The organism is Kribbella deserti (assembly GCF_042434725.1).
Taxonomy (GTDB): Bacteria; Actinomycetota; Actinomycetes; order Propionibacteriales; family Kribbellaceae; genus Kribbella; species Kribbella deserti.
The window spans coordinates 197978-210900 of sequence record NZ_JBHLTC010000008.1; the positions used below are offsets into that span (position 1 = coordinate 197978).

At 68.1% G+C, this 12923-nt stretch carries 7 protein-coding genes; 2 read left to right on the forward strand and 5 right to left on the reverse strand.

The genetic code is table 11. From position 1 onward, the window contains the following. Positions 1-589 precede the first annotated feature (589 nt). From ACFFGN_RS08135 to ACFFGN_RS08155, 5 genes are read right to left on the reverse strand one after another with little or no spacing between them, the layout of a single operon-like run. The gene (locus ACFFGN_RS08135; RefSeq protein ID WP_380044750.1) at positions 590-2560 is read right to left on the reverse strand and encodes a beta-galactosidase; all 1971 of its coding nucleotides are present in this window, start codon (positions 2558-2560) and stop codon (positions 590-592) included. Between the two features lie 4 nt (positions 2561-2564). Further along, on the reverse strand, positions 2565-4778 hold the full coding sequence (locus ACFFGN_RS08140; protein ID WP_380044752.1) for a WD40/YVTN/BNR-like repeat-containing protein: 2214 nt from the start codon (positions 4776-4778) through the stop codon (positions 2565-2567). A gap of 24 nt (positions 4779-4802) precedes the next feature. Further along, positions 4803-5777, reverse strand: a complete 975-nt coding sequence (locus ACFFGN_RS08145) for a carbohydrate ABC transporter permease (protein WP_380044754.1) — start codon at positions 5775-5777, stop codon at positions 4803-4805. Next, positions 5774-6754, reverse strand: a complete 981-nt coding sequence (locus ACFFGN_RS08150; protein WP_380044756.1) for an ABC transporter permease — start codon at positions 6752-6754, stop codon at positions 5774-5776. The genes ACFFGN_RS08145 and ACFFGN_RS08150 overlap by 4 nt, the downstream gene beginning before the upstream one ends. Next, positions 6738-8402, reverse strand: a complete 1665-nt coding sequence (locus ACFFGN_RS08155) for an extracellular solute-binding protein (RefSeq protein ID WP_380044758.1) — start codon at positions 8400-8402, stop codon at positions 6738-6740. Before ACFFGN_RS08155 ends, ACFFGN_RS08150 begins: the two co-directional genes overlap by 17 nt. 177 nt (positions 8403-8579) lie before the next feature. Between ACFFGN_RS08155 and ACFFGN_RS08160 the strand changes: the two genes are divergently transcribed. Both ACFFGN_RS08160 and ACFFGN_RS08165 read left to right on the forward strand, forming a co-directional pair. Then, entirely contained in the window at positions 8580-9782 is a 1203-nt protein-coding gene (locus tag ACFFGN_RS08160) for an ROK family protein (RefSeq protein ID WP_380044760.1), read from the forward strand. Positions 9783-10004: 222 nt separating this feature from the next. Further along, the gene (locus ACFFGN_RS08165) at positions 10005-12869 is read left to right on the forward strand and encodes a glycoside hydrolase family 3 protein (protein WP_380044761.1); all 2865 of its coding nucleotides are present in this window, start codon (positions 10005-10007) and stop codon (positions 12867-12869) included. Positions 12870-12923 lie beyond the last annotated feature (54 nt).

Below are 12923 nucleotides of genomic sequence, written 5' to 3' on the forward strand. Positions count from 1 at the left end.
GCCTGTGGAAACCCTTCCGACGGTCGGACGCAAAATGCGGGTGGCCGCCTCTGCACCCTCATTCCGCGAGTGGCCACGTCCGCACACGACCACTCGCGGGAGCCGATACAAACGCCCCACCGCATTTCGCGCCCGACCGTCGGAAGGGTTTCCACAGGCGACCGCATATCGCGTCCGACCGTCGCAGGGGTTTCCACAGCCGACCGCATATCGCGTCCGACCGTCGCAGGGGTTTCCACAGCCGACCGCATATCGCGTCCGACCGTCGCAGGGGTTTCCACAGGCCGCGGCCTACTCGCGACGACGGACAGCCGGGCCACCTCGGCGGCCCGCCACCCCGGTGGACCTTCCGTCAAGGGGCGAAAGGGGATCTGGGGACTCCCGGGTTTGGGCGGACGGGCCGGGGGGAGGGGGCGCGACGGTCGGACGCGGTTTGCCGCGTCCGACCGTCGCGATAGTGGGTCCGACCGTCGGCGGAATAGGACCCCGCCTACGGCAAAGTGCGTCCGACCGTCGGCGGAATGGGACCGGCCTGCGGCATCGTGCGACCGACCGTCGGGGTCGTGGGGACGGGGGTTGGGGGTTGAGGTCAGGTGCGGAGGATGGTGGGGGTGTGTGGGGGGAGGGTGAGGGGGGTGGTTACGGGTTCGCCGGTGAGGGCGTTGGTGCCGGTGGCGGCGAGGGTCGCGGGGGTGGGGGTGTGGTTGATGGCGATCAGCCAGTTGGTGGTGGGTGAGCTGCGGCGGATGAGTTCTACGCCCGCCGGCTTGTCCACCGGTTCCAGCCCGGAGGCGGCCAATACGTCCGCGATGAGCGCCGAATAGGCCGGATCCGCCAGCTGGGTGGAGACGTACCACGCGCTGCCTTGGCCGTAGGTGTGCCTCGTGATGGCCGGGATTCCCTCGAGGGTGCCTTCGGCATAACGCGCCACAGCCTTGGCCCCCGCGAGGTGGACGTGTTCGCTCCAGACGCTGCCCTGTCCCCCGTTGGTCAGCGAGACCATCTGGTCGTCGGCCAGCGGGTGGAACTCCTCCACCCGGATGCCCAGCACCTCGGCGAAGGCGCCGGGGTATCCACCGAGACGGACCTGCACGTTCTCGTCGACGATCCCGCTGAAGTACGTCACCAGCAGTTGACCACCACCATCGACGTACTGGCGCAGGACTTCCGCCGCCGCGTCGGTGATCAGGTACAGACTCGGCACCACCACCAGCCGGTACGACGAGAGGTCGGTGCCTGGTGCAACAAAGTCGACGCCTACCCCGGTCTGCCAGAACTGGCGGTGCATCGCCCGTACGGACGCGAGGTAGTCGAGCCGCGGCGAAGGCAGCATCCGCGCCTGCAGGGCCCACCACGATTCGGCGTCCCACAGGATCGCCACGTCGGCGTCAACCGTCGAGTCGTCCAGTTCGGCCAGTCGCGGCAGCAACGCGCCGAACTCCGCTACCTCCCGGTAGACCCGGCTGTCCGGACCGGCGTGCGGCACCATCGCCGCGTGCCACATCTCGGAGCCACTGCGCGATGCCCGCCACTGGAAGAACATCGCGCCGCGCGAACCACGAGCCACATGCGAAAGGCTCATCCGGGCCATCCGGCCAGGCTCCTTCGTATGCATCCGGCCGGCGTCGTTCAGCACGCTCGACGCCTGCTCCATCAAGAGCCATGAGCCGCCGGCCCATCCGCGAGCGAGATCCGCGCCGAAGGCGGTCTGCTCCTCGGCGCCGATGTCCGAGGTTTCGGGATAGTGGTCGAGGGCAACCAAGTCGACCTCTTGCGCCCAGCGCATGTGGTTCACCGGCACCCACGGGGCGAAGACGAAGTTCGTCGTCACCGGGATGTGCGCCGACCGCTCGCGCAGGATGTCCCGCTGCTCGCAAAAGGCAGCCAGCAGCTCGTCCGACAGGAACCGGCGGTAGTCCAGCGCCTGCGTCGGGTTCGACAGGTACTGCGTCTTCCGCGGCGGCTGGATCTGTTCCCAGGCGGAATAGCCCTGGCTCCAGAAGGCCGTCGTCCAGGCGGCGTTGAGCCGATCCAGGTCGCCGTACCGCTCCTGCAGCCAACGCCGGAACGATGCCGCGGCGTGATCGCAGAAGCAGTAGCTGCCGTACTCGTTGTGCACGTGCCACATCGCCAGCGCCGGGTGGTTGCCGTACCGATCGCCCAGCGCCGTCGCGATCCGGCTCGCCGCTTCGCGGTAGGCCGGGGCACAAACGCAGTAGGTGTCCCGGCTGCCGTGGGTCAACCGGACCCCGTCGCCGTCGATCGGCAGGGCGTCCGGATGCGCGAGGCTGAACCACGGTGGTGGCGAGGCCGTCGGCGTGGCCAGGTTGACCTTGATATCGCCGTCGTGCAGGAGATCCATCACCTGGTCGAGCCAGCCGAACTCGTATCGGCCGGGTTCCGGTTCGAGGCTGGACCAGGCGAACACGCCGAGGCTGACCAGGTTGACCCCGGCGCGGCGCATCAGCGCGACGTCCTCCTTCCAGACCTCCGGCGACCACTGTTCGGGGTTGTAGTCGCCGCCGTAGCAAAGACCCGTCACGCCCAAGGGCCAACGCATCCGGTCACCACCTACCCGGAGCAGGCTCGCCGTACTGGATGCCCCGGCCGTTCGTCGAGACGTAGACCCGGCCGTACTTGCGCGGATCCCCGGTGATCGCCTCGCCGGTGTAGCCCCACTGGTGCTTGTCGTCGTTCACCCGCACCCACGTGGTACCGGCGTCGTCGGAGCGGAAGATCCCGCGCACGCCGCCGACCTTGCCGGAGATGTACGCCGCCATGTCGGTCCGCCCGCGCGCGGGCATCCCGAAGCCGATCGTGTAGGCCTCTTCGACCGCGCGCACCACCTGGTACGTCTTACCACCGTCGACCGATTTCAGCAGGCCACCCGGACCCGCGGCCAGCCAGCAATGGCCGGTCCGATCGAGCAGGGTTTCGAGCTTGCCGTAGCCGGTCGGCAGACCTGTTGCCGACGGCAAGAAGGTGGCTCCGCCGTTGACACTCGTGTACGCCGTACCCGTCGCCGGGTCGAACGCGTAGAACCGGCTACCGTCCAGGCGGTCCCCGGCCACGGCCACCTGGTTCGGCAGGCCGTTCACCGGTGTCCAGGTCGTACCGCGATCGCGCGAGTAGTGCGGCGCGACATCACCCGGCACCCATACGATCGTGCGGGCATCCGCGGCCAGTACGATCCGCCCGGGCTGCGAAGATCCGGCCGGCTCACCGGCGAACGGCTGCCAGCTCACCCCCGCGTCGGTCGAATACGCCCCGCGCTCCTTCGAACCGCCATACGCGACCCGTACGACAAATCCCTCGGCCTTCGCGGCGTAGTCCAAGCCGGGCGAACTACCCGAGACCGGGTTCGCCGCCTGGCCGTCGGGCGGTACGACGTCCAGGCGCGCGTGGCGGTAGACACCGATGTCGCCGAGGGCACTGATCAACGGCGGACCCCACGGCGGACTGATCAGGTCGAGCACCGCCGTCTCCTCGAGCCCCTGGGCCCGCACCGACCAGTGCGTCGCGCGCCCGGCCTCGGCATTGGTCACGTCGTTCGTACCGAAGATGGTCGCGCCGGTGACGTACATGACCTTGTTCGAGTCGAACGGATCGATCGAGATGTCACCGATCATCCAGCCGATCTTGGGCGTGCCGTGGAAGTCCAGGTACGGCGAACCGGAGGTGTCGAGCACGATCTTCTCGGCGATCGAGTGCCAGGTCTTACCGCCGTCGATCGAGCGGAAGATGTCGTCCACCGGTCCCCAGCGGCTCATCGTCGAGACCATCACCGTGCCGGGTTTGCGCGGATCGATCGCCAGACCGCCGTACCCGAACCCGGCCTCGCCGCCGGTGTTCGGGCGCAGCGGGGTGATGTCGGTCCAGGCGCCCGTCGCGGTGTTGAGCTTGTGCACGGCGCCGTTGTACATCTCGTACGGCCCGGGCAGATCGCCGTACGTCACATAGACGTGGCCATCCGGTGCCAGCTCTGCGTGGTGCGGCAGCAGGCCGGTCGGCTGGTTCGGCACGGACGCCCAGGTGACACCGCCGTCCGTACTGCGGTAGAGCGGACTGGCCGTGTCGGTCGCGCCCACGTAGATCGTCGGCGTCGGCCGTCCGGCGCGCGCACCCCGGGCGTCGAAGAAGACAAAACCGAGGCCGAGGCCTTCCTTGCCGACGGTCGGGAAGCTCTCCACCTTCGCCCAGGTCGCACCGCGGTCGGTGCTACGCCACAGGCCGTGGTTACGGGTACCGAGATAAAGGATCCGGCCGTCACGCGGATCGACAACAAGCCGCTCCCCCATCGAACGCCCGGGCTCGTTACCGCCGAGCTTGAAGGGCAGATCGGTACGCCGGAACGTGCGGCCCTGGTCATCGGACCGCAGAATGGCGGCGTTGATCGGCGACCAGTCGTTGGTATAGGTGCCGACGGCAACGTAAAGCCGACGCGGGTCACAGGGATCGAGCGCGAGGCTCTCGACCCCCGTCCAGTTCCACTCGTCCCACCCGATCCAGTCCAGCAACGGAATCCACCGCTTCGTCCGGTTGTCCAGCCGATAGGCGCCACCGATGTCGGTACGGGCGTAGACCAGACCACGCTGGCCCGGGTGGTGAATGATGCCGGTGACAAAACCGCCACCGACGATCTCGACGTTGCGCCAGCGATACGCGCCGGCCCCGCGCCGCCCCGCGTCAGCGGCGGCGGGAGTCGCGGTGGTGGCAGTCGCGGCCAGACCGGCGGCGCCGGCGCTCAGGGCGATGAACTGCCTGCGTTGAAGCGGCATGTTTCTCCTTCTACAGAACGGGGATCAGCCCTTGACCGCGCCGATGATGACGCCCTTGGTGAAGTGCCGCTGAATGAATGGATAGACCAGCAGTACCGGCACGATCGCGATCACCACGATGGCCATCTTGATCGCGAGACTCGGCGCCGGCGTCAGATCCAGGCCAGGCGTCGAGGTCACACCGCCGGCACCGCTGGGCAGTACCTGGGCCTGCACGATGTACGTGCGCAAGACCATCTGCAGCGGCCACTTGTTGTTGTCGTTCAAGTAGAGCATCGCGTTGAAGAAGGCGTTCCAGTAGCCGACCGCGTAGAACAGCCCGACCACCGCGACCACCGCCTTCGACAGCGGCAGCACGATCCGGCTGAGCACCTTGAACTCGCCGGCGCCGTCGATGCGCGCGCTGTCGATGAGTTCACCAGGTATACCCATGAAGAACGAGCGCATCACGATCAGGTTGAACGCCGAGATCGCGCCCGGCAGGATCAGCGAGGCGTAACTGTCGATCAGCCCCAGCGAGTTGACCATCAGGTAGCTCGGAATGATGCCCGGCCCGAACAGGAACGTCAGCAGTACGACGAACAACAGCGGGCGGTGCCACAACGATCCCGGCCGCGACAGTCCGTACGCCGCCAGGATGGTGACCGTGAGGCTGAAGAACGTGCCGATCGCTGTGATCGCCGTGCTGATCAGCAAGGCCCTGGTGACAACGCCACCGGAGAGCAACTGGACGTACGCCGCGATGGTCAGCTCGCGCGGTACGACGACCAGGCCGCCGGCGCGGGTGACCGCCTCGGTGGTGGAAAGGCTGGTCACCACGACGACGTACAGCGGGAACACGACCATCAGCACGATCAGCGCGAGCACCAACGGCTTGCCCAGACGCCCGACGATGGTCGGTTCCTCTTCCCAGACCGGCCGGCCGGCATCGAGCCGGGTCCGCCTTCTGGCCTTCTGCGCTTCGGTGTGTGCGGGTCTTTCCGCGAGTTGAGTGCTCATGACTTGGAGTACACCCCCTGCTCTCCGACTAGATGGGCCAGGCGATTCGCCGCGAGTACGAGCACCAGGCCGACTACTCCCTTGAAGAGACCGGCGGCCGCGCCGTACCCGTAGTCACCGAGCAGCAGGCCCTGGTGGTAAACGAAGGTGTCGAGCACCTCGGCGGCGCGCTCACCGACCGCGCTGCGCTGCAGGATGAACTGCTCGAACCCGACGGTCAGCGCGTCCCCCAGCCGCAGGATCAGCAGCAAAATGATGACCGGCCGCAGCCCGGGCAGGGTGATGTGCCACAGCCGTCGCCAGCGGTTGGCGCCGTCCGCGGCCGCGGCCTCGTACAGCGCTGGGTTGATGGTGCTGAGCGCCGCGAGGAACACGATCATGCCCCAGCCGGCGTCCTTCCAGATCGACTGCGCGGTGACCAGCACGATGAAGGTGTCGGGCTTCGTCATCAGGTCGACCGCCTGCAGCCCGTTGTCGCGCAAGGTCTGCGCCAGCAGGCCGGCCCCACCGATCATCTGCTGGAACAACGACACGACCAGCACCCAGGAGAAGAAGTGCGGCAGGTACGCGATGCCCTGGATCATCGTGCGCAGCTTGGGCGACAGCACGGTGTTGAGCAGCAGCGCCAGCATGATCGGAATCGGGAAGTAGAACACCAGCTGGAACGACGTGATGATCAGCGTGTTGCTGAGCGCCTTCCAGAACGCCGGCTCGCCGAACATCCGCTGGAAGTTGCCGAAACCGATGAACTCGCTGCCGCGGACACCGGCGTACGGCGAGTAGTCCTGGAAGGCGATCACGTTACCCAGCGTCGGGATGTAGTGGAACACCCCGAGCAGGATCACCACCGGCGCCACCATCAGCAGCAGCGGCCAGTCCTGCCGCAGCCGGCTCCGCCAGTGCGGCCTCCCTCGGGAGACCGCTCCGGCCTTCTTCTTCACCGCGACGGCCCGGTGCCGCTCATCGACCGTTGTCACTGAGCACCTTGGCGTAGAAGTCGCGGCCCTCGTTGCCGCCGTTGTTCTGCCACTCCTTGACGGCTGCCTTCAGGTCGCTGACCGGGCGGCGGCCCCGGTAGATGTCCTGCAGCCGGTCGTCGAACGGCGTGTGCAGCGCGGCCATCTTCGACGGCTCCTGGACGCGGATACCCTCGAACAGGTTCTTTTCCCGGTGGTTGGCGCACTCCACCTCGAAGGCGTGCATCGCCTCGACGTAGCCCTCGTGCTGGCCTTGGGTGATGGCCGACGGGCGACCGCCGAGGAACGTGTAGGTGGCCGCCACCTCCTTGTTGCCCAGGGCGGTCAGCTGCGGTGCGCCCGAGGCCGCCCGGGTGTAGTGCTTGCCCTCGACCCCGTTGTTGCTGAGCTCGAACTCCTCGGTACCGAAGGGCGCGGAGGAGTAGTTGGCAACGCCCAGCAGTTCGGCGATGCGCTGCTCACCAACGCCCTTCTTGATGAAGGTGAAGATGCCGGCCGGGTCGCCGGCCCAGACGATCGGCGTACCGCCGTCGTGCGCGAACGGCTTCACCGCCTGCATGTTGAACGACCGGTTTCCCTGCTGCCGCTGCAGCGTCTCTGCCCAGGTACCGGTACCGTCCTGGCGGATCAGGATCTGGCCACCCTCGAACAGCGGCTTCTGGTCGGCGTCCTTGTTGCCCACCACGGCCGGGTGCACGTAACCAGCCTTGTACAGCTTGGCGGTGAGGGCCACGGACTCCTCGAACTCCGGCGTCTCGTACTTGTGCACCAGCTTGCCGTCGGACTCCTTGCGCCACTTACCGGGCGCACCGTAGGCCCGGGCCAGCTCGTCGTTCACGCCGCCGAAGGCCCACTGGTTCGCCCTGGCGTTGGTGAGCTGCTTGCCCAGCTTCATGAAGTCGTCGGCGTTCTGCGGCGGGGTCACGCCGGCCTTGTCGAGCAGGTCCTTGCGGTAGTACAGAATCCACGCGATGCCGACCGACGGGAACGGGATCGCCTTGAGCTGGGAGTTCCAGACGCTGAACGCCCAGGCGTTCGTGGGCAGGTTCGCCAGCATCGGATACTTCGAGACCTTGTCACCGGCCAAGTAGGGCGTCAGGTCCTCGAACAGCTTGTCCACCGCCTGGTCGAACCGGCTCAGCTTGGCGATCTCCCAGCCCGGAATGCAGATCATGTCGGGCACGTTGCCGGCGGCAAGCACGGTGCCGAGCTTGGTGCCGTAGTCCATGCCGTTGACGATGTTGAACCGGACCGGCGCGCCGATGCGCTCGTTGTTCGCGTCGTAGTACGAGTTGTTGCCCAGGCCAGGCGGCAGCGGCGCCCACAGCGGGGTCATCGCGGTGACCTCCTTGCCGCTGGTCACCGCCTTCTCGGGCACGGCGCGTACCAGCGACGTCGGGTACTTCGTGAAGCCCGGCGAAGAACCATTCACGCCGGGCAGGTCCGGTTTCACCGAACCGAAGGCCATGTACGCCGGCAACAGACCGGCCAGCTTGTCGACCGTCTCGGCCTGGCCCTTGCCGGAACTGGCCGGCTTGGACGAGCAACCAGCGAGGGCGCCACCGCCTGCCGCGAGGGCTGCACCAGCACCAAGGAACGCGAGGAAGGTGCGGCGGCTGGTCGGGCCGCCGGCGGTTGTTCCGGTCACGATGAGTTCCAATCGGTCGGGCGGGAGTTGCCCTTCGGCGGTCCCGCACGGATAATTAGTTTGGCGAGTAGCCAAATAAATTAGCCGACGACGCCGGGGCCCACAAGGGTGTAGAACTGAGGTTCATCGGCGCCACCCGGTGGGACCGAGTCGGATGAGCGGAAACGGGACGGACACTTGACCACGACACAGACCGCGGATCATTCCGACGTACGTGCCACGAATCTGGCGGCCGTCCTCAGCTATCTGCGCGCCAATGCCCCCTGCTCTCGCGCCGCCATCGCAGCCGGCACCGGCCTGAACAAGGCCACTGTCACCAGCCTGGTCGGCGATCTGATCGATCGCCGCCTGGTCCGCGAAACCCAGCAGACGCAGAACCACGTCGGCCGTCCGGCCACCTTGCTGGTGCTCGACGGTTCGGCGTTCGCCGCCATCGGCCTGGACGTGAGCGCACGTGGGCTGACCGTGGCCGCGTTCGACTCCGCGGGTGGACAGCTGCTGCGCTGGCACCGGGCCGCGCCCGCCGCGGATGCCGCTCCGGCCAAGATGGTCGCGGCGATCGCGGCACTGGCGCGACGGGCCGTAACCACCGTGCGCAACTCGGGCCGCCAGGTGCTGGGGCTGACCGTCGGTATCCCCGGCCTGGTCAGTACGGACGGCTCGGTGGTCGTCGCGGCCGGCCTCGGCTGGCACGACGTACGCCTGAAGGCCGATTTGATCCAGGCGCTTGGCAATCCGCCGTACCCGGTGATGGTCGACAACGACGGCAACCTCGGCGCACTGGCCGAGCATCGGTACGGCCCGCACGCCGGCGCCGAGGACCTGATCCATCTGACCGGCGACACCGGTATCGGGGCGGGCGTCATCTGCGACGGCCGCCCCCTGCGCGGCCACCTCGGGTACGTCGGCGAGGTCGGGCACATCCAGGTCATTCCGGGCGGTCCCGTCTGCGGTTGCGGGCGGCGTGGCTGCCTCGAGGCCGTCGCGGGTATTCCGGCGATCCTCGACCGGGTCTCCCCCATCGGCGACGAGCCCGATCCGGACATGGAGGCCCGCCTCCACGAGCTGGTCCGGCGCGCGGAGGCCGACGACCCGGACGTGACGAAGGTGCTGCAGGAGGTCGGCAGCCACCTCGGCCAGGGCATCGCCGTACTCGTGAACGTGCTCAACCCCGGATTGGTGGTGCTCGGCGGCTCGTATGCCACTTTGGCGCCGTGGCTGGCCGGGCCGATCGACAAGGAACTGCGGGAGCGTTCGATCGCGCCCGACGCGGGTGGCTGCCTGGTGACGGCGTCCACCTTCGGGCCCGACGCGACCGCCATCGGCGCGGTGGCCCGTTCGCTGGACCGCCTGGACGCGGGCCGGCTGCCCACGTTGTGATCTCTGCGCGATACCGATCCGGCGCCGCCTCTTGACCATGGCGGCGCCGGATGCCAGCCTCAGTTCCACTCCGCCATAACACGGCCGTCAAAAGCCGGGGCGGATTTTTTCTCCTGCATCATCGAAGCGCTTCGACAACGGTGTCACAGGTTCTACTTCGAAGCGCTTCGAGACCACACCGCCCCGCCGCCCCGGCGGCCGAGATCCACCGGAGTTCCACCGATGAGCCAAGCCCCCGCTGCCAGCTTTCGAGACCCGGCGCTGCCCCTCGGCGCCCGGGTGGACGATCTGCTCGGCAGGCTCACGCTGGCCGAGAAGCTTCGCCTGCTGCACCAGCACCAGGGCGCCGTACCGCGCCTGGGCGTGGATTCGTTCCGCACCGGGACCGAGGCGCTGCACGGCGTCGCCTGGCTCGGTTCGGCCACGGTCTTTCCGCAGGCCGTCGGTCTGGCCAGCAGCTGGAACACCGATCTGATCCGCTCGGTCGGTACCGCGATCGGCGAAGAGGTTCGCGCCTTCCACCACAAGGACCCGACGGGCGCCGGCCTGAACGTGTGGGCGCCGGTGGTCAACCCACTGCGCGATCCGCGCTGGGGCCGCAACGAAGAGGGTTACTCCGAGGACCCGTGGCTGACCGGCGAGATCGCCGTCGCCTACTGCGAGGGTCTGATCGGCGACGACCCGCGGCGGCTGCGAACCGCGCCAACGCTCAAGCACTTCCTTGCCTACAACAACGAGACCGACCGCTGCGTGACGTCGAGCAGCCTGCCCCCGCGGGTGTTGTACGACTACGACCTGCCGGCCTTCAAGGCGCCCCTGCAGGCCGGGGTGGCCTTCGCGATCATGCCGTCGTACAACCTGGTGAACGGACGGCCGGCGCATCTCAGCCCGTTGATCAACGACCTGGTTCGCACCTGGACGGACCACGACCTGCTGTTCGTGAGCGACGCGGGCGCACCGGCCAACCTGAGCGAACTGCAGGGCTACTTCCCCGACGGCGTCACGGCGTACGCCGCCTCGCTGAAAGCCGGCGTCGACAGCTTCACCCAGGACGACGCGGACTACGGGCCGAGCGTGCAAAAGCTGGAGCAGGCCCTGGCCGACGGCCTGCTGGCCGAAGGCGACATAGACCGGGCCGCGCGCCGTGCGCTGGAGCTGCGCTTCCGCCTCGGCGAGTTCGATCCGGTCTCGTACGACGACGTGGACCCCGAGGTGGTCAACTCCCCCGCGCATCAGGCCCTTGCCCGCGAGGCGGCCACGCAGTCGATCGTGCTGCTGAAGTCGGAATGCTGTTTGCTGCCGCTGCGGCCGGATCTCAAGTCCGTCGCGGTGATCGGGCCGCTGGCCGACACGCTCTACGAGGACTGGTACTCGGGCACCTTGCCGTACCAGGTGACGGCCCGGGCCGGTTTGACCGAGCGGTTCGAGTCGGTGACGTACTGCGAAGGCCTCGACCGGATCGCACTGAAGATCGATGGCGGAGCTGGTTACCTCGCCGCAGCCGAAGCCGGTCAGCCGCTGACCGCCTCGCCGGCATCGGGGCCGGATTGCTGGTTCGACCTGTTCGATTGGGGTGGCGGGGCGTTCGCGCTGCGGTCGGTGCGGAACCAGCGTCACCTTTCGGTCAACGACGCCGGTGAGGTGGTGGACGACCAGCCTGGGCCGAACGGCTGGGAAGTCAAGCAGACCTTCGCGCTGGTGGAACGGACCGACGGCTCGATCGCGCTGCGCCACCTGAACAGCGGCCGCTTCGTGACGCTCGACTCGACCGGCTCGGCACGCCTGCAGGACGAAGGCGCCGATCCGTTGACGATCTTCACGATGGAGACCGTGGTCGACGGTGCCGCCCAGGCCGCCGAAGTGGCCGCCGCGGCGGAGGTCGCGATCGTTGTTGTCGGCAACCACCCGCTGGTGAACGGCCGGGAGACCGAGGACCGGGCCGATCTCGATCTCCCCGCCGCCCAGGACCGCCTGGTTCGCGCCGTACACGCCGCCAATCGAAGCACCGTGCTCGTGATGAGCAGCAGCTACCCGTTCTCGACCACGTGGGCGCAGCAGCACCTGCCCGCGATCCTCTGGTCATCCCACGGTGGTCAGGAGTACGGGCACGCGCTGGCCGACGTACTGCTCGGCACGGTCGATCCGGCCGGGCGCCTGCCGCAGACCTGGTACCGCTCGGCGGCGGATCTGCCCGATCTGCTCGACTACGACATCATCGGCGCGGACGCGACGTACCTCTACTACCGGGGCACGCCGTTGTACCCGTTCGGTTTCGGGCTCAGCTACACCACCTTCGAGTACGGCGACCTGCGGCTCTCCTCGACGACCATGCCGGCCGACGGCGAGGTGGCGATCTCCGTGCGGGTGACCAACACCGGCGACCGGGCCGGTACCGAGGTGGTCCAGCTCTACACACATCAGCAGCGCTCCCGGGCGAAGCAGCCGTTGCGCCAACTGCGCGGATTCCGCCGGGTGGAGCTCGAACCAGGCGAGTCCGTCGAGGTGGAACTGACCCTGCGCGCGGCCGATCTCGCCTTCTGGGACGTCACCCGGGACCGCCCGTGCGTGGAAACCGCCCGGCACAGCATCCTGATCGGCCGGTCCGCCACGGATTTGTTGCTCAGCGCCTCGATCGACGTGCAGGGCGAACGCATCCCCGCCCGCGACGTACGCCGTACCGCCCTGGCCGCGACCAGCTTCGACCACTACTGCGCGGTGACTCTGGCCGACGCCTCCCCCGAGCGCGGCGATTCCGTGCACGCGCTCGAGGCCGGCAGCTGGATCGCCTTCGACGACGTTGATCTCGGCCCGGGTTCGGTGACCGCGTTCACCGCGCGGGTGGCCCGTGACCAGGAGGGCGCGGCGACGTTGACCCTGCGGCTGGACGATCCCCTGCACGGCACCGAGCTCGGCACCATCGACGTCGCGCCCACCGGTCACCGGCACAACTGGCTGACCCTCGCGGCGCCTCTTCCCGAGGCGGTCTCCGGGACGCACACGTTGTACGTCGTCTTCTCCGCCGAGGGCACCTACCTCGACAACCTCACCTTCGAACCCACTCCCGGAAAGCAGGACCTCTCTCTATGACGGACTACACCCCTCGCAAGGAAGACAAGTTCTCGTTCGGCCTGTGGACGGTCG